The following is a 16,710-nucleotide window of genomic DNA, read 5'->3' as shown; positions in this document are numbered from 1 at the left end:
GGCCGCTAGCGGGCCAGGCCCTCCACGACCTCGGCGCCGGGCAGCTTCGCCAGCACCTCGCCGGGCACCAGCAGCTTGCTGCCCCGGATCCCGCTGCCGATCACCAGCTCCGGCGCGGCGGCCACCTCGGGCGACAGCAGCACGGGCCAGTCCGCGGGCAGGCCGACGGGCGTGATGCCGCCGTACTCCATGCCGCTGAGCGACACCGCGTCGTCCATCGGCGCGAACGACGCCTTGCGCGCGTCCAGCCGCCGCCGGACCACGCCGTTGACGTCCGCCCGCGTGGTCGCGAGCACGACGCACGCCGCGTACCGGATCGTGTCACCGCGCTTGCCCGCGACGACGACGCAGTTCGCCGACGCCTCCAGCGGCGAGCCGTACTGCGCGCAGAACTCCGCCGTGTCGGCCAGCGCGGGGTCGATCTCCGCGACCGCGAGCCGCGAGCCGTCCGCCATCGACCGGAGCGCGGCGGCGACGGGGCCGGCCACCAGGTCGAGCCGGTCCAGCGCGGGCACGGGCGTCAGGGTTCCTGCGATGGTCCACACGCCACCCATCCTGCCAGTCGGCTTGACCTTGACGCTGCGTCAACCTCTACCGTCGTGGGAGCAGGAGGGAGCACGGTCATGGCCTGGTCGATCGCGCAGGTGGCGCGCATGTCGAAGGTGACGTCGCGGACGTTGCGGCACTACGACGCGATCGGGCTGCTCGAACCGGCGTGGATCGGCGGCAACGGCTACCGGTACTACGAGCGCGAGCAGCTGCTCAAGCTCCAGCGGATCCTGCTGCTGCGCGAGCTGGGACTCGGCCTCGACACCGTCGCGGAGGTCCTGGACGGGCGGCACCGGGCGGTCGACGTGCTGCGCAACCACGCGCGGTGGCTGGCCGCCGAGCAGGAGCGGCTGGCGACGCTGGCGCGGACCGTCTCCCGCACCATCGAGGAACTGGAAGGAGGTGACCACGTGGGGATGGAAGAGCTGTTCGAGGGCTTCGACGCCGACCGCCAGGCCCGCTACGAGGCGGAGCTGGTGGAGCGCTACGGCGACGACGTGCAGCGGCACATCGACGACGGCAAGAGCCGGATGCGCGGCTGGAGCAAGGCCGACGCGGACGGGTTCACCGCGGAGTGGAAGGCCGTCGGGGAGGCCTACGCCGAGCTGTTCGACGCCGGTGTCGCGGTCGACGCGCCGCGCGCGCTGGAGGTGACCGACCGGCACTACCGGTGGATCTGCCGCAGCTGGACGCCGAACCGGGAGTCCTACACCGGGTTGGGGCAGCTGTACGTCGACGCGCCGGAGTTCAAGTCGCAGTTCGACGCGCACGCCGAGGGGTTCGCCGAGTACGTCCGCGACGCCATCGCGGCGTACGCGCAGGTCCGGCTGTAGGAAGGCCCACGGGGAGGTGCACATCCCCGTGGACCCGGGACCTCAGATGTCCTGCAACCCGAAGGCCTTGAGCGCCTCGCGGTTGAACGCCGGCAGGTCGTCGGGCTTGCGGCTGGTGACCAGGGTCCACCCGGCCATGTCGCAGACCCGGACCTCCTCGTCCGACCAGTCGCCGCCCGCGTTGCGGATGTCCGTGGCCAGGCTCGGGAACGAGGTGAGCATCTTGCCGCGCACCACGTCGGCCTCGACCAGCAGCCACGGCCCGTGGCAGATCGCCGCGATCGGCTTGCCCGCGGCGACGTGCTGCTTGACGAACTTCACCGCGTCGCGGTCCATCCGCAGGAAGTCGGAGTTGGCCACCCCGCCGGGGATCACCACGCCGTCGTAGTCCATCGGGTCCGCGTGCGCGAACGGCACGTCCACGTCGAACTTGTCGGCCGGGGTGAGGTGGTCGAACGCCTGGACCTGACCCAGCTTCGGCGCGAGCAGCCTGGGCACCCCGCCGGCCTTCTCCACGTGCTGCCAGGGCTCGGTCAGCTCGACCTGCTCGATGCCCTCCGTGTCGACCAGGAATGCGATCTTCTTCTGTTCGGCCATGCCTTTCGGCTACCCGCGCAGGAAGTCGACCAACCACCCGCGGACGTCGGCGCGGTGGGTCGACCAGGACGGCACGAGCTCCAGCCTGGCGTTCGGGAACGCACCGGCCACCTGCTCGGCCACGTCCACGGGGTGCAGCGGGTCCCGCGTCGCGCCGACCACCAGCACCGGCGCCGTGACCCGCGCCAACGCCGCGCGGTCGGTCACCGCGACCTGGTCGGGCAGCTCGGTCAGCGCGCCGTCGAGCCGGGTGAACGCCTGCCGTCGTTCGGCCAGGTAGCCCGGCGGACCGCCGACGGCGACGATGGCCTCCTCGCGGCCGAGCAGGCGCCTGGGCTCGTCCAGCACGGCGGGCAGCAGCAGGGCCACCCGGTCGAACGCGTCGGGCTCCTCGGTGAGCAGGGCGAGCAGCGCCCCGGCGGTCAGCGACACGCCGACGGCCCGCGTCGCGCCGGTCTCCCGGGCGACCGCGCGCAGGTCGGCGGCGATCCGCCGGTAGGTCCAGTACCCGTCGGGCGCGTCCGGCGCGTCGCCGTGCGACGGGAGGGTGACCACGACCTTCGTGCCCGGGACGCCGGAGGTGGGCAGGCGGGCCTCACCGGGGGTCGCGCCGAGGCCGTGGCCGACGAGCGTGACGGGTGCGCCGGAGCCGAAGCTCCGGTGCGTCACCACCGAGGGCCGCGCTGGACCTCGATCAGCCGGGGCCGGACGTCGACCACGTACACGGTGACCGCGACCAGCCCGGCGAGCCAGAACATGCCGCCGGCGGAGAACGGGTGGAACAGCAGCAGCGCGAACGCGCCACCGCCGGTGATGCCGAGCCACGCGGGCTTGGTCATGCGCTCGGCCGCCGTGTAGGCGTCGGCGCGCTGCGAGAGCGCGTGCGCGAAGGCGAACACGCCCATGACCAGCGCGGCGTAGTACACCGCGAACATGACCCAGAGGTCCAGGAAGATCGGACTGAAGGGCGGGAACGGTGGCAACACACCTCCAGCCTACGTGCGTCGCGGCGTGGTGGTACAGCCGAAGCGGGGCGCCCCTTCCGGGACGCCCCGCGGCGGTGGGGTCACTCGGCGCTGTCGGCGGGCTTCTTCGCCGCGGTGGCACCGGTGCCGGAGGTCTTGACGGGCGGCTTCGCCGTCGCGACCGGCTTGGTCGCGGCCGGCTTGCGCGGCGCGGCGGCCTTGCGGGTGGTGCTGCGCACCTCGGCGGCGACGTCACCGCCGACCTCGACGACCGTCTCGGCCAGCTTCTCGGCCGCGTCGTCCACGTCGGCGGCGACCTTCTCACCGACCGCGCGGGTGCGGCGGGACACCTTGCCGAGCACGTCGTCGGCCATCACGCGGGCTTCGGCGGCGGCGGTCTCGGTGCGCTTCTGCGCGGTGCCGACGGCCTCCTCGACCTGCTGGAGCGCCTTCTGCAGCTGCGGCTGGGTCTTCAGCTTCTCCAGCGCCTCCTCGCCGTGCTGGGCGAAGAACTGGTAGAGGTTCAGCGCGGACTGCGTGTAGGCGTCCACGACCTTGCGCAGCTCGGCCGGGTCCAGCTTGTCGCGCAGGTCCTTGCGCAGGTCGCCCGACTCGGCGGCGGTCTTGGCCGACTCGGCGCGCTCGCGGGCCTTGCCCAGCGCCTCGATGACGGCCTTGGCGGCCAGGTCACCGGCGCCCAGGGCGGCCAGCAGCGGCGTGCGGGCGGCGGCGACGGCCTGCTCGCCCGCCTTGCGCAGTTCCTCGGTGGTGGGCAGGTTCGGCATGGGGATCATTCCTCCGGCTCGGTCTGGTTGGCGGTGCTGTCCCGCTCGGCGGTGCTCTGCGGCTTGGCGGTGCTCCCGCGCTTCGCGGTGGCCCGATCGCCGGCTCCGGTCGCGGCGTTCTCCCGCCGGAACGACTCGTAGACGTCGAGCAGCACCTGCTTCTGCCGCTCGGTCAGGTCCGGGGCGGCGACGATGGCGTCCGCCAGGGCGCCGCCCTCGCGCTGCTCCAGGATCCCGGCCTCGACGTACAGCGCCTCGGCCGAGATCCGCAGCCCCTTGGCGATCTGCTGCAGGATCTCCGCGCTCGGCTTGCGCAGACCGCGCTCGATCTGGCTCAGGTACGGGTTGGAGACGCCGGCGAGCTTGGCCAGCTGGCGCAACGAGATCTTCGCGGTGTTGCGCTGCTGGCGGATGTACTCACCGATGTCGCGGCCGAGATCGGCCACCGCCTCGTCGATGGACTTGTCCAACTCTCGCGGCACCTCCTCGTTCCGCAATTCACGGTACGCGGAGGTGCTAGCAGTTGCAAGCGGACTGCTAGCGATCCGGACGTGTGCTCGCCCACAGCGCTACGGTGGAGCGCGTGGACGTTGCGGCGAACCTGCGAGCCCGGCTGGTCGACTCGCTCGTGGCTGCCGACGTGCTGCGCGACCCCCGGTGGGTGGAGGCGTTTCGGCAGGTGCCGAGGCACGTCTTCCTGCCGGGGTTCTTCGTCCAGCGGCCCGACGGCTCCTGGGAGCCGGTGACCTCCGAGCACCCGGACCACCTCGCGCTGGCCTACCGCAACGACGTCTGCGTGACCCAGCTCAACGGCGACGACGGCGCGTGGGAGCAAGCACTCGCCACCGGTGCCGTGACGGGGGTACCCACGAGTTCGTCGAGCATGCCGACGATCATGGCGATCATGCTGGAGGCCCTGTCCGTCGCGCCGGGCGACCGGGTGCTGGAGATCGGCACGGGCACCGGCTACAACGCCGCGCTGCTCAGCCACGTGCTCGGTGACGACCTGGTGACCTCGATCGACGTCGACTCGGGCGTGCTGACGCGGGCCGAGGCGCGGCTGCGCACCGCCGGCTACCACCCGACGTGCGTGGCGGGCGACGGCGAGCAGGGTTGTGCGGCGCGCGCCCCCTACGACCGCGTCCTCGGCACGTGCGCGGTGTCGCGGGTGCCCGCGGCGTGGCTCGACCAGGTCGCGCCCGGCGGGCTGATCGTGACGACGTTCAACCGGGCGATCGGGGCCGGGCTGGTGCGGTTGACCGTGCGGGACGGGCGGGCGACCGGTCGCGTGCTGACCGAGGACGGCCGGTTCATGCCGTTGCGCGCGCACCGCCAGTCGTGGGCGGACGAGGCGCTGCTGGAGGCCCTGACGGCGGAGCCGTCGACGTCCCGCACGACCCTGCTGCCGTCGCGCAGCGTGCTGGACCCGTCGGGCCCGTTCGAGTTCTTCGCCGGTCTGGCGCTAGCCGAGGTGGCGGTGGCGGCCGACCCGATCCGCCTCGTGCACGCCGACGGCTCCTGGGTGCGGCACCGCGGCGCGGTCGTCGACCAGGGCGGTCCGCGCGCGCTGTGGGACCTCGCCGAAGCCGCCTACCGGCAGTGGCGCTCGCTGGGCAGACCGCGCCGGCACCAGTTCACCTTCACCGCGACCCCGACCGCGCAGCACTTCGCCCTGGACGGCACCACCCTGACCTGGCCACTCCCGTGACCCGCCCCTCCACCCGCGTGTCCTACCTCCGGACCACGCGTGTCCTACCTCCAGACCGCGAGAGTCCTACGTCCAGACCGCGAGAGTCCTACGTCCAGGACACCTGAGTTGAACGCTCAGAACGCGCCGGCCGCCGTTCAGTCGAGCAGCTCCTCCAGGAAGCTGCGCCTGCGGCGCGGGTAGTACGGGTCGTGGTAGCCGGCCGGGTACACCGCCGGCGGCGCGGGCGCGGTGCCCGGCGGGGGCTGGTACGGCGGCGGCGCACCACCCGGTTGGGTGCCGTGCACCGGGGGCACCTGCGTGCCGGGCGGCGGCTGGTAGGGCGGCGGAGCGCCGTCCGCCGGCTGGACCGCCTCCGGCCGGTGCGGCTGCGCGTAGTGCGCCCGCTCGGCGGCGATGATCTGCTCCAGCTCGCCGCCGTCCAGGAAGACGCCCTGGCAGTTGTCGCACTGGTCGACGTGGACGGAACCCCGGCTGATGGTCCGCATCAGGTCCTGGCACTTCGGACAGATCACGTGATCGAGGGTACGCAACTCGACACAGGGGTCACCGCGTCACCACCTTGCGTGATGGGTCAGTCATGATGCGGTGGTGTCCAGATTCCGCCAGCGGGCCGTGCTCACGGGGTGCGTGCTGGCCGCCGTGCTCGCCGCGGCCGGCTTGTTCGTCACCGACTACGGCATCGACCCCGACCTGTGGCTGACCGGTCTCGCCCTCGGCTTCCTGGCGCTGCTCGCCGCGCTGGACCCCTGGCTGCACCGCAGGCGGGCCGCGGGCCTGGCCACCGACGACAGCCTCGACGCCGCCGCGAACGCCCTCGCCCTCGCCCTGCACGCCCAGTGGAACGAGGAGTGCCGGGCCCGCGGCCTGCACGACACCGCCCTCGACCTGCACTGGAGCGCGATCCAGGGCGAACCCGGGCACAGCGACGCCGTCGTCCGCGCGTTCCTGCGCAACCCCCGCGCGGTGTTCCTGGGCGAACCCGGCGCGGGCAAGAGCACGACGGCGATGCTGCTCACCATCGGCCTGCTCGACCGCCGCGTCGACGACCCGGTGCCGTTGCTGCTGCCGCTGTCCACGTGGGACCCCGGCGAGGAGGACGTCCGCACCTGGATGACCCGCCGGCTCTACGAGGACCACCCGGCGCTGCGCAACACCGAGCTGTACGGCAGCTACGCCGCGGACCTGCTGGTCGAGCAGCGGCGCGTGTTCCCGGTGCTCGACGGCCTCGACCAGATCCCGGCCGACCAGCGCGCCGACGCCCTGGACCGCATCAACCGCGCGTTCCCCGGCTCCCAGCCGCTGGTGCTGACCAGCAGGCTGGACGAGTTCGTCGAGGTCGGCACGCCGGTCGTCGGCGCGCAGGTCGTGCAGTTGCAGCCGTTGGACCTGGAGGAGGTGGCGGGCTACCTGCGGTCGGTGTCGGACCCGGTGACGGCGGCCCGCTGGGAGCCGGTCTTCCTGCACCTGCGCGACGAGCCGGACGGACGGCTGGCGGAGGCGCTGTCCACGCCCCTCGCGGTGTGGCTGGCGGGCGTCGTCTACGGGTACGGCGAGCCGAGCGAGCTGCTGGACCGCTCCCGGTTCCCCGACCGGACGGCCATCGAGAACCACCTGGCGGACCTGCTGGTCGACGGCGCGTTCGGGGACCGCGGCGTGGCGCACCAGGCGCGGGCGAGCCAGGTCTGGCCGCGGGACAAGGCGGCGCGCTGGCTGGCGTTCCTGGCCACCGAGATGCGCCGGCGCGGCGTCCGCGAGCTGGGCTGGTGGGAGCTGCGGCGTTCCATGAACAGCCTTTGGCTGGCGCTGCTGGGCGCGGTGGCGCTGGGTGCGATCGGCGGGTTCGGCGTCGGCTGGCTGATGGCGTACGCGAGCACGCCGAGGTGGGCCCCGATCACGGGCCTGGCCGCCGGACTCGCGGTGGCGGTGGCGGCGCTGTACGCGTCCGGGCACCGCACGCCCAAGCCCCGGCTCGGGGTGTGGCGCAGCCTCGTCGTGGTCAGCGGCGTGCTCGGCACGGCGGCGGGCCTGGTGTTCGGCGCGCTGTACGGGCTGTCCGCGGGCCTGGTCGTGGGGCTCGGCATCGCGGTGGCGGTGGCGCTGCGCTTCGGGTTCGCCAGCAGCGCCGAGCTGAGCCACCCGTCGAGCCCCCGGTGGACGATGGCGCGGGACCGGATCGCGGTCTGGACGGGCTCGCTGGTGCTGGCCGTGGTGTTCGGCGCCGCCGCCGGGCTGGTGTTCGGGCCGAACCAGTCGGGCATGGTCGGCCTCGGCCTGACGTGCGGCCTGCTGCTCGGCTTCACGCTGTCCGTGCTGCACCTGCGCTGGTGGTGGTTCACCGTGGCGCGGATCTGGCTCGCGCTGCGCGGCAAGCTGCCGTGGGAGCTGATGGTGTTCCTGGAGGACGCGCGCAAGCTCGGCGTGCTGCGCCAGGCGGGCGCCGCCTACCAGTTCCGGCACGCGCTGGTGCAGGACCGGCTGGCGGGCGTCCGCCCGTCGCAGGTGACCTCAGACGCGTAGCGCGCGCAGCCGCCCGATCGCCTCGTCCAGCACCTCGTCGCGCTTGCAGAACGCGAACCGCACCAGGTGCCGCCACTGGTCGGGGTGGTCGGTGAACACCTGCACCGGCACGGCCGCCACGCCGATCCGCTCGGGCAGCTCCCGGCACAGCTCCAGGCCGTCGGTGAAGCCGAGCGGGCGGACGTCGGCGGTGATGTAGTACGTGCCCTCGCTCGGCCGCACGGTGAACCCCGCGTCGGTCAGGCCGCCGGCCAGCCGCGACCGCTTGTCCTGCAACGACGTGCGCAGCTCCTCCACCCAGCCCAGCTCGTTCCGCAGCGCGTGCGCCACGGCCGGCTGGAACGGCGCACCGCCGACGAAGGTCAGGAACTGCTTGGCCGCGCGCACCGCGCCGATCAGCTCGGCGGACCCGCACGCCCAGCCGATCTTCCAGCCCGTGCAGTTGAACGACTTGCCCACGCTGGAGATCGTGACGGTCCGCTCGGCCATCCCCGGGAACGTGGCCAGCGGCACGTGCGCGAGGTCGTCGAACACCAGGTGCTCGTACACCTCGTCGGTGATCGCCACGATGTCGTGCTCCACGCACAGCGCGGCGACGGCGGCCAGCTCGTCGCGGCTGAACACCGTCCCGGTCGGGTTGTGCGGCGAGTTGAGCAGCAGCGCCTTGGTCCGCGGGCCGATGGCGGCGCGCAGTGCGTCGACGTCCAGCCCGAGCCGACCGGTGCCCGGCTCCTCGACCAGCCCCACCGCGCGGCGGGTCGCCCCGGCCAGCGCCACGGACGCCGCGTACGAGTCGTAGTAGGGCTCGACGAGCACGACCTCGTCACCGGGCTCGACCAGGGCCAGCAGCGCGGACGCGATGGCTTCCGTCGCACCCACCGTCACCAGGACCTCGGTGTCCGGGTCGTAGTGCGTGCCGTAGCGCGCCCGGTGCTCGGAGATCGCCTGGCGCAGCTCCGGCATGCCGGGACCGGGCGGGTACTGGTTGAGCCCGCCGTCGATGGACGCCTTGGCGACTTCGAGCATCCCGGCCGGGCCGTCGGTGTCCGGGAAGCCCTGCCCGAGGTTCACCGCCCCGGTGCGCGTCGCCAACGCGGTCATCTCCGCGAAGATCGTCGACGTGAACGGCCTCATCCTGGGGACTAGCGCTGGTACCCGCACAAGCCCGAATCTTCACGGACAATGGCGGGGTGGAGCAACTGACCCCCGCTGACCAGCTCAAGCGCCAGGGCCTGCGTCGGATGAAGCTCGTGGCCACCGGCTTCTTCCTGGCCGCGACCGCGATCTTCGTCGTCGCCCTGCTGTTCGAGGAGGGCGGCCCGACGTGGATCGGGTACGTCCGCGCCGCGGCCGAGGCGGGCATGGTCGGCGCGCTGGCCGACTGGTTCGCCGTGACCGCGCTGTTCCGCAGGCCGCTGGGCCTGCCGATCCCGCACACGGCGATCATCCCGACCCGCAAGGACAGCTTCGGCGACGCGCTGGGGTCGTTCGTCGGGACGAACTTCCTGTCCGAGGCGGTGGTGCGGGACAAGCTGCGCCGGGCGGGCATCGGTCGGCGGCTGGGCGAGTGGGTCGCCCGTCCGGAGCACGCCGAGCGGGTGACCTCGGAGCTGGCCAACGTGGTCAAGGGCGCGGTCACCGTGCTGCGGGACGACGACGTGCAGGCCGTGGTCGAGCAGGCGCTGGTGCGGCGGTTGGTCGACCAGCCGTGGGGCCCGCCGCTGGGCAAGCTGCTCGGGCAGGTGCTCACCGACGGCGCGCACCACAAGCTCGTGGACCTGGTGTGCGACCGGGCGTACGACTGGGTGCGGGACAACTACGAGAAGGTCATGGGCGTGGTGTCCGACCGGGCGCCGTCGTGGTCGCCGAAGTTCGTCGACTCGCTGCTCGGGGACAAGGTCTACACCGAGCTGCTGAACTTCGCGTGGGCGGTGAAGACCGACGTCAACCACCCGATGCGGCTGGCGGTGGACCAGTTCCTGATCGAGTTCTCCGACGACCTGCGCACCGACCCGACGACCATGCAGCGGGCCGAGCAGGTCAAGCAGCAGCTGGTGACGCACCCCGACGTGCAGCGGCTCATCGGGTCGGCGTGGGGCACGGCGAAGAAGATGCTGCTCGACGCGGCCGAGGACCCGTCGTCGGAGCTGCGCAAGCGCGTGCGCGAGGGCCTGATGTCGTTCGGCACGCGGCTGGTCGAGGACGAGTCGATGCGCGCGAAGGTCGACGGGTGGCTGGAGAGCGCGGCGGGGTACGTGGTGACCAACTACCGCGACGAGATCACCACGCTGATCACCGACACCGTCGAGCGCTGGGACGCCGAGGAGACCTCGCGCAAGATCGAGCTGCAGGTCGGGCGCGACCTGCAGTTCATCCGCATCAACGGCACCGTCGTGGGAGCGCTCGCGGGCCTGGCGATCTACACCGTCGGCCAGCTGGTGACCTGACCCGCCGCACCCCGGCGTTCACCTCGGGCGTTCCGAACGCAGGACACGCACGACGCAGACGCAGGACACGCGCGTTCCGGGCGTAGGACACGCGCGCGTGTCCTACGCCCAGGTCAGGCGTGTCCTGCGGTCGCGTGCCCCGAGTTGAACGCTAAGGTCACGCTCAGCGCGCGGCGCTCCCGCCAGTTGCGCGCCTTCTCCCGGTTGCCGCACGTCTGCATCGAGCACCAGGTGCGCGAGCGGTTGCGCGAGCGGTCGAAGAACGCCCACCGGCAGTCGTCCGCCTGGCAGATCTTGAACCGCTCCCACGACCCGAGCACGGCCAGCCGCGCCGCCGCGCCGAGCACCGCGCCGAGGGCGTCGGTGCTGGACATCGTCGGCACGCCGTGGCTGAGGTCGACGCGGACCAAGCCCGCGGCGGGGGTCGGATCGGGTCCGTCGTGCCGTTCACCCAGCGAGGCCCGCAGCGAGGCGCGGGCGGCGCGGACCTCGTCCGGGTCACCCGCTCGGCCCAGGCCGCGTTCGGTGACCCACGCGCGCCAGGCGGCGGCGCTGTCCAAGACGTCCGTGCCGAGTTCGAGGTCTCGGGTGTTCAGGAAAGCGAGCAGCAGCTCCACATCGTGTTCCGCATCGCCGGCTCGACCCTGCGTGAAAGCCGCGTGGTCCCAGCCGGCCGCCAGACCAGTCACCCCTCCACTGTAGGCGTCGGAGGGTGGCGATGTGGCGAAGTAACCGTCAAACGATGGTGACCGGTTAGGCCGACTGCCCGTTCGGAGCAACGGTCTCGCTACCCCGATCAGGCTATGAACCGTGTGTATACCTCGTGTGTATAGTGCCTGACATGTCGATCGGACACACCCTGCTGGGCCTGCTCGAAAAAGGGCCCCGGCACGGCTACGACCTGAAGAAGGCCTACGACGAGCGCTTCGGCCAAGATCGCCCGCTGCACTACGGGCAGGTCTACACGACGCTCTCGCGCCTGCTGCGCAACGGCCTGGTCGAGGAGGCCGGTGTCGAGGCCGGCGAAGGCCCGGAGCGCAAGCGGTACGCGATCACGGACGCGGGCGTGACGGACGTCGAGCACTGGCTGGGCACGCCGGAGAGGCCGGAGCCCTACCTGCAGAACACGCTCTACGCGAAGGTCGTGCTGGCGCTGCTGTCCGGTCGCAGCGCGGACGACGTGCTCGACGTCCAGCGCGCCGCGCACCTGACCACGATGCGCGAGCTGACCAAGCGCAAGGCGGACGGTGACCTGGCCGACCAGCTGATCTGCGACCACGCCCTGTTCCACCTCGAAGCCGACCTGCGCTGGCTGGAGCTCACCGCCGCGCGCCTCGGCCAGCTCAAGACGGCGGTGACCCGATGAACGCGCCCGAGGCCGCACGGCCCCTCCTCGAAGCCGTCGACCTGCACAAGTCGTTCGGCCCCACCCCCGCGCTGGACGGCGCCGGCCTCGGCGTGCGCGCGGGCGAGGTGGTGGCCGTGATGGGCCCGTCGGGCTCCGGCAAGTCCACCCTGCTGCACTGCCTGGCCGGCATCCTCACGCCGGACAAGGGCACCGTGCGCTACCAGGACGTGGAGCTGAGCGCGATGGGCGACGGCGCCCGCAGCGAGCTGCGGCGCACCGACTTCGGGTTCGTGTTCCAGTTCGGCCAGCTGGTGCCGGAGCTGAGCTGCCTGGAGAACGTCGCGCTGCCGCTGCGACTGGGTTCGGTGAAGCGCAAGGAGGCCGAGGCGCGGGCCCGCGAGTGGCTTGAGCGCCTGGAGGTGGCCGACGTCGCGGACAAGCGCCCCGGCGAGACGTCCGGCGGCCAGGGCCAGCGGGTCGCCGTGGCCCGCGCCCTGGTGACGGGTCCGCGGGTGGTGTTCGCCGACGAGCCGACCGGCGCGCTCGACTCGCTCAACGGCGAGCGCGTGATGCAGCTGCTGGTCACCGCGGCCAAGGACACGAACGCCGCGGTGGTGCTGGTGACGCACGAGCCGCGGGTGGCGGCGTACTCCGACCGCGAGGTCGTGGTGCGCGACGGTCGGTCCCGCGAGATGGAGCCGGTCACGTGAGGCGGTGGTTCCCCGACCTCGCGCTGGGCGTGCGGTTGGCGCTGGGCGGCGGGCGCACGTCGTGGGTCCGGCTCGCGCTGACCGGCGCGGGCATCGGCATCGGCGTGGCCGTGCTGCTGTCCGGGGCGTCCGCGACGTCGGTGCTGTCCGAGCGCGCCGCCCGGCAGGCCGCGGCCGGGCCGGTCACCGGCGAGTCCCCGTCGGGCGACGTGCTGTACGCGTCGCTCTGGACCACCGAGTACCACGGCCGGTCGATCTCGGGCCGGTTCGTGCACGGCAGCGGCCCGAACGCGCCGGTGCCGCCGGGCACGTCGAGGGTGCCCGGTGACGGCGAGGTGCTCGTGTCGCCCGCCATGGCGGAGCTGCTGGCCTCCCCGGAGGGCGAGCTGCTGCGCGAGCGGTTCCCGCAGGAGGTGGTCGGCACCATCGGCCAGGCCGGTCTGAACGCGCCGAACGACCTGACGTTCTACGCCGGTGACGCGACCGTGGACGCGGAGAACGCCGAGACCACGATCACCGCTTTCGGCGCCGCGGTCGAGAAGCGCGAGCTGGACCCCGTGCTGTCGCTGCTGGTGATGGTGGGCGTGGTCGCGCTGCTGTTCCCGGTGCTGGTGTTCGTGGGCATCAGCACGCGGCTGGCCGGCGCCGAGCGGGACCGCAGGCTGGCGGCGTTGCGGCTGGTCGGCGCGGGCGCTCAACGGGTGCGCCGGATCGCGGCGGGCGAGGCGCTGCTGGGCGCGTTCGTCGGGCTGGCCGTGGGCGCGGCGCTGTTCTTCGTCGTGCGGCAGTTCGTCGAGCACGTCGAGCTGCTCGGGGTCAGCGTGTTCGCGAGCGACCTGACGCCGTCGCTGCCGATGGCCGTGCTGATCCTGGTGCTGGTGCCGGTCCTGGCGGTGGTGACGTCGGTGGTGGCGATGCGCCGCACGGTGGTCGAACCGCTGGGCGTGGTGCGCCGGACGAAGCCGGTGCGGCGGGTGCTGTGGTGGCGGGTCGTGCCGATCGTGCTCGGCGCGGTGGCCCTGCTCACCCAGGCCGGCGCGTTCGGCGAGGCGGAGGTCCGGGGCAACGGCAAGATCGTGATCGGCGGGATCATCCTGCTGCTGCTCGGCATCCCGGTGCTGCTGCCGTGGGTCGTCGAACGCGCCGTCGGCCGGCTGCGCGGCGGCGTGCCGTCGTGGCAGCTGGCGATCCGCAGGCTGCAGCTGGAGAGCGGCACCGCGGCCCGCGTGGTCGGTGGCGTCGCCGTGGTGCTGGCGGGCGGGATCGCGTTGCAGTCGGTCATGACCAGCGCGCAGAGCGACGTGATCGACCGCCCGACCCCGGAGGCGGACAAGGGCGTGATGGTGATCAGCCTGCGGGGCGCGACGCCGGAGACGATCGAGCAGGCCGTCGGCCTGGTGGGGCGTTCGGTCGGGGTGGAGCGGGTGCACCCGCTGCGGAACGTGTCGTTCAAGACGGGCCCGCAGGACTACGACTCCGCGCTCGTCGGCACCTGCGAGGCGTTGCGGACGCGGGCGCCCCTGCCGCACTGCCAGGACGGCGACTCCTTCTACGTCGAACACGACCAGGCGGACGGGCCCGGACCACTGAAGCCCGAACCGGGCCGGCGGGTGACGCTGTACGGGTACGCCGGAGGCCAGGAGATCGTCGGTCCGGAGTGGACGATCCCCGCGTTCACCGAGGTCCGGGCCCCGGCGGCCGAACGGGGCCTGCGCCAGGGAGGCCTGCTGGTCACGCCCTCGGTCGTGCGGGACGTGCCCGCGGACTTCGGCAACACCAACGTGCTGGTGAAGGTGGACCCGGAGCGGCCCGACATCGCGGAGCACGTCCGCAACGCGCTGGCCCCGCTGACCTGGCGCACGTACACGTACTACGACGGCGAGGTCGAGCAGACCCAGCGGGTGAAGGAGTTCGAGAGCATCCGCCAGGCGCTGATGACCGGCTCGCTGATCACGTTGCTGCTGGCGGGCGCGAGCCTGCTGGTGCTGGCGCTGGAGCAGGTCCGCGAACGCAGGCGACCGCTCGCGGTGCTGGCCGCCAGCGGCGTGCCGCGCGGCGCGCTGAGCCGGTCCCTGCTCTGGCAGAACGCGGTGCCGCTGCTGCTGGCGCTGGTCGTGGCCCTCGTCGTGGGCGGTGGCCTGGCCGTGCTGCTGCTGCGGATCATCTCCCAGCCGGTCGTGCTCGACTGGTCGGGCATCGGGGTGCTCACCGGCTCCGCCGCCCTGATGGTCGTCCTCGTGACCGCCCTGTCGCTGCCGTCCCTGCGACGGGCCACCGGCGCCCTCGGCCTGCGCTCCGAGTAGGTCCGAGGCGGGCGTCGCCGCCCCCCAGCCCCCAAGCCCGGGGCGGCGACGCCACCCCACTCGGGACGACCAGGCCACGTTCAGGCCCTCCGAGACGTCTGAGGAGATGTGACCCCACTTCCCCACCACCCCCACCACGTCGCCGAGCCGGGCGACCGGAGCACCCAGGACGCGCTCCGATGAGGTGGGCCGCCGACCTGCTCCTCGGCATCCGGCTGGCTGTCGGGGGCAGCCGGACGTCGTGGGCCAGGTTGGCGCTCACCGCCGCCGGCGTCGGCCTCGGCGTCACCGTGCTGCTGCTGGCCGCCTCCGTCGGACCCGCCCGCGAAGCCAAGTCCCTGCGCGTCAAGGCCGCGTCCCTCAGCGGGTCGACGGCGACGGGCGGCACCCTCAAGGCCCGCCAGGTCAGCGTCTCGTGGCAAGGACGCCTCATCACCGGCGTGGAACTGGCCGCCCTCGCGCCCGACGCGCCCCCGCCGCCCGGTGTCGGCCGCATCCCCGGTCCCGGCGAGCTGGTCGTCTCCCCGGAGCTGCTCGACCTGATGCGCACCGAGGACTCGGTCCGCGCCCGCTTCCCGGAGAGGGTCATCGGCGTGATCGCGGACGCGGGCCTGCCCCGGCCGAAGTCCCTGACGTTCTACGCGGGCCTGGCCGACGCCCGGTTCGACAGCGCGTACACCGTCGCCGGCTTCGGCGGCGAGCGACCGCCGCCGGCCCTGTCCCCGATCTACCGGCTGCTGATCGCCACCGCGATCGGCGCCCTGCTCGTCCCGCTCGGCATCTTCGTCCTGGTCGCCACCCGGCTCGGCGCGACCGGCCGCGAGCAGCGCCTGGCCGCGATCCGGCTGGTGGGCGCGTCCCGCAACCAAATGCGCTGGATCGCGAGCGGGGAGACGTTGACCGGCGCCGTGCTCGGGCTGCTGGTGGGCGTGGCGCTGTTCTTCGCCGCCCGGCCGCTGGCCCGGTTCATCGAGGTCGAAGGGGTCGGCTTCTTCCCCACCGACCTGCTGCCCGACCCGCTGCTCGGCGCGGTGATCGCGCTGGGCGTGCCGGTGGTCGCCGTCGTGTCCGCCCTGCTCGCCCTGCGCACCGAGGACGTCGGCCCGCTCGGCCTGTCCCGTGCCGTCGAACTGCCCCGGCACCGGGCGTGGTGGCGGTTCGGGCTGCTCGTCGCGGGCGCCGCGGTGATCGTCGTGATCTCCGCGATCGGCAGCTACTGGCAGGTCATGGCCGACGCGAGCATGGCCGTCGGGCTGGGTCTGGGCATCGCGCTGGTCCTCGCGGGGACGGGCGCGGTGCTGCCGTGGCTGGTCGGCCGGGTCGCCCACCGCGTCGAACCGGGCGGCATCGCGCCGCTGCTCGCCCTGCGCGCCCTCCGCTTCGACGCCGGCACGCCCCGCGTGCTGTCCGGTGTGGTCGTGGTGCTGACCGGCTCGTTGACGCTCCAGATCCTGCTCGGCGTGGCGGCCCAGCTCACCGCCGCGCCGCCGACCGACACCCCGGACCGGTGGGTGCTCGACCTGCCCCCGCACACCGCGGTCCGACCGCTGGAAGAGGCGATCGCGCTGGTCGGGGGCGTGCGCGGGGTCAGCGAGGTGCGGATGCACTTCGCCGCGTCCACCGTCGTCGTCAGCACCGACTGCGCCGAGATCACCGATCGCCTGGACGTCCACGACTGCACGAACGGCTCGGCCTACGTCGTCGGGCGCGGACCGGAACCCGGCACCGCGCTGTCGATCAACGGGCAGCGGTGGGTCGTGCCGCAGTACCGGCAGCTGCCGGACACGGACCAGGCCTACGGGCTCGTCGTCGCGGACGGCGCGGACCCGGTGCTGGCCGCCACGCCGCCGTCCGAGCTGGTCGTGGGGGGGGGGCCCGGCCGGGGGCGGGGCGGGCGGCCGCGCGCCGCCCCCCGCCCCCCCCCCCCCGGGCGCGCGCGGGCCCG

At 73.3% G+C, this 16,710-nt stretch carries 17 protein-coding genes; 8 read left to right on the top strand and 9 right to left on the bottom strand.

Translation table 11 applies throughout. The features are described 5' to 3' along the window. Positions 1-5 precede the first annotated feature (5 nt). Positions 6-554, bottom strand: a complete 549-nt coding sequence (locus AB0G02_RS07760) for a YbaK/EbsC family protein (protein WP_360790931.1) — start codon at positions 552-554, stop codon at positions 6-8. 69 nt (positions 555-623) lie between these two features. Between AB0G02_RS07760 and AB0G02_RS07755 the strand changes: the two genes are divergently transcribed. After that, positions 624-1,382, top strand: a complete 759-nt coding sequence (locus tag AB0G02_RS07755) for a TipAS antibiotic-recognition domain-containing protein (RefSeq protein WP_360790928.1) — start codon at positions 624-626, stop codon at positions 1,380-1,382. 42 nt (positions 1,383-1,424) lie between these two features. Here AB0G02_RS07755 and AB0G02_RS07750 read toward each other — a convergent pair whose 3' ends face one another. The 5 genes from AB0G02_RS07750 to AB0G02_RS07730 form a co-directional block, all read right to left on the bottom strand. Further along, positions 1,425-1,979 carry a type 1 glutamine amidotransferase domain-containing protein gene (locus AB0G02_RS07750; protein ID WP_360790925.1) on the bottom strand — a complete coding sequence of 185 codons (555 nt, stop codon included), beginning with the start codon at positions 1,977-1,979 and terminating at the stop codon, positions 1,425-1,427. 9 nt (positions 1,980-1,988) lie between these two features. Beyond that, positions 1,989-2,651, bottom strand: coding sequence for an alpha/beta hydrolase (locus AB0G02_RS07745; protein WP_360790923.1), 663 nt, complete (start codon positions 2,649-2,651; stop codon positions 1,989-1,991). Next, on the bottom strand, positions 2,645-2,914 hold the full coding sequence (locus AB0G02_RS07740; RefSeq protein ID WP_233816947.1) for a DUF2516 family protein: 270 nt from the start codon (positions 2,912-2,914) through the stop codon (positions 2,645-2,647). Before AB0G02_RS07740 ends, AB0G02_RS07745 begins: the two co-directional genes overlap by 7 nt. A gap of 131 nt (positions 2,915-3,045) precedes the next feature. Continuing rightward, positions 3,046-3,729, bottom strand: coding sequence for a hypothetical protein (locus AB0G02_RS07735; RefSeq protein WP_360790921.1), 684 nt, complete (start codon positions 3,727-3,729; stop codon positions 3,046-3,048). Between the two features lie 5 nt (positions 3,730-3,734). Then, entirely contained in the window at positions 3,735-4,211 is a 477-nt protein-coding gene (locus AB0G02_RS07730; RefSeq protein WP_360790918.1) for a helix-turn-helix transcriptional regulator, read from the bottom strand. Positions 4,212-4,312: 101 nt separating this feature from the next. Between AB0G02_RS07730 and AB0G02_RS07725 the strand changes: the two genes are divergently transcribed. Next, positions 4,313-5,437 (top strand): methyltransferase domain-containing protein, encoded by a 1,125-nt coding sequence (locus tag AB0G02_RS07725; protein ID WP_360790915.1) that lies wholly within the window; start codon positions 4,313-4,315, stop codon positions 5,435-5,437. A gap of 137 nt (positions 5,438-5,574) precedes the next feature. On the opposite strand, the gene AB0G02_RS07720 is transcribed toward AB0G02_RS07725, so the two are convergent. After that, a complete protein-coding gene (locus AB0G02_RS07720) occupies positions 5,575-5,952 on the bottom strand; it encodes a zf-TFIIB domain-containing protein (RefSeq protein WP_360790913.1) in 378 nt (125 codons plus the stop codon). A 76-nt stretch (positions 5,953-6,028) separates the two neighbouring features. Here AB0G02_RS07720 and AB0G02_RS07715 point away from each other — a divergent pair, with 76 nt between their 5' ends. After that, a complete protein-coding gene (locus AB0G02_RS07715) occupies positions 6,029-7,957 on the top strand; it encodes an NACHT domain-containing protein (protein WP_360790910.1) in 1,929 nt (642 codons plus the stop codon). On the opposite strand, the gene AB0G02_RS07710 is transcribed toward AB0G02_RS07715, so the two are convergent. Next, on the bottom strand, positions 7,946-9,118 hold the full coding sequence (locus AB0G02_RS07710) for a pyridoxal phosphate-dependent aminotransferase (protein ID WP_360790907.1): 1,173 nt from the start codon (positions 9,116-9,118) through the stop codon (positions 7,946-7,948). The genes AB0G02_RS07715 and AB0G02_RS07710 overlap by 12 nt on opposite strands. 80 nt (positions 9,119-9,198) lie before the next feature. On the opposite strand from AB0G02_RS07710, the gene AB0G02_RS07705 reads away from it, so the two are divergent. Continuing rightward, on the top strand, positions 9,199-10,404 hold the full coding sequence (locus AB0G02_RS07705) for a DUF445 domain-containing protein (protein ID WP_360790967.1): 1,206 nt from the start codon (positions 9,199-9,201) through the stop codon (positions 10,402-10,404). A 113-nt stretch (positions 10,405-10,517) separates the two neighbouring features. Here AB0G02_RS07705 and AB0G02_RS07700 read toward each other — a convergent pair whose 3' ends face one another. Continuing rightward, positions 10,518-11,093, bottom strand: coding sequence for a CGNR zinc finger domain-containing protein (locus AB0G02_RS07700; RefSeq protein ID WP_360790905.1), 576 nt, complete (start codon positions 11,091-11,093; stop codon positions 10,518-10,520). A gap of 152 nt (positions 11,094-11,245) precedes the next feature. Between AB0G02_RS07700 and AB0G02_RS07695 the strand changes: the two genes are divergently transcribed. The 4 genes from AB0G02_RS07695 to AB0G02_RS07680 all read left to right on the top strand — a co-directional run. Beyond that, complete coding sequence (locus AB0G02_RS07695; protein ID WP_360790902.1) at positions 11,246-11,770, top strand: PadR family transcriptional regulator; 525 nt, start codon at positions 11,246-11,248, stop codon at positions 11,768-11,770. Continuing rightward, complete coding sequence (locus tag AB0G02_RS07690) at positions 11,767-12,462, top strand: ABC transporter ATP-binding protein (protein ID WP_360790899.1); 696 nt, start codon at positions 11,767-11,769, stop codon at positions 12,460-12,462. Before AB0G02_RS07695 ends, AB0G02_RS07690 begins: the two co-directional genes overlap by 4 nt. Beyond that, entirely contained in the window at positions 12,459-14,765 is a 2,307-nt protein-coding gene (locus AB0G02_RS07685) for an FtsX-like permease family protein (protein WP_360790896.1), read from the top strand. The genes AB0G02_RS07690 and AB0G02_RS07685 overlap by 4 nt, the downstream gene beginning before the upstream one ends. Positions 14,766-14,944: 179 nt before the next feature. Next, positions 14,945-16,710 (top strand): FtsX-like permease family protein (locus AB0G02_RS07680; RefSeq protein ID WP_360790893.1); only part of this gene is annotated, 1,766 nt, incomplete at its 3' end.

It is taken from the genome of Actinosynnema sp. NPDC023658 (genome assembly GCF_040639995.1).
Taxonomy (GTDB): Bacteria; Actinomycetota; Actinomycetes; order Mycobacteriales; family Pseudonocardiaceae; genus Actinosynnema.
This window is presented reverse-complemented; position numbering and strand designations above follow the sequence as displayed.

Coding starts and splice junctions, on each gene's coding strand:
- AB0G02_RS07690 (WP_360790899.1), top strand. CDS start 11,767: ATGAACGCGCCCGAGGCCGCACGGCCCCTCCTCGAAGCCGTCGACCTG.
- AB0G02_RS07735 (WP_360790921.1), bottom strand. CDS start 3,729: ATGCCGAACCTGCCCACCACCGAGGAACTGCGCAAGGCGGGCGAGCAG.
- AB0G02_RS07755 (WP_360790928.1), top strand. CDS start 624: ATGGCCTGGTCGATCGCGCAGGTGGCGCGCATGTCGAAGGTGACGTCG.
- AB0G02_RS07740 (WP_233816947.1), bottom strand. CDS start 2,914: ATGTTCGCGGTGTACTACGCCGCGCTGGTCATGGGCGTGTTCGCCTTC.
- AB0G02_RS07750 (WP_360790925.1), bottom strand. CDS start 1,979: ATGGCCGAACAGAAGAAGATCGCATTCCTGGTCGACACGGAGGGCATC.
- AB0G02_RS07705 (WP_360790967.1), top strand. CDS start 9,199: ATGAAGCTCGTGGCCACCGGCTTCTTCCTGGCCGCGACCGCGATCTTC.
- AB0G02_RS07760 (WP_360790931.1), bottom strand. CDS start 554: ATGGGTGGCGTGTGGACCATCGCAGGAACCCTGACGCCCGTGCCCGCG.
- AB0G02_RS07695 (WP_360790902.1), top strand. CDS start 11,246: ATGTCGATCGGACACACCCTGCTGGGCCTGCTCGAAAAAGGGCCCCGG.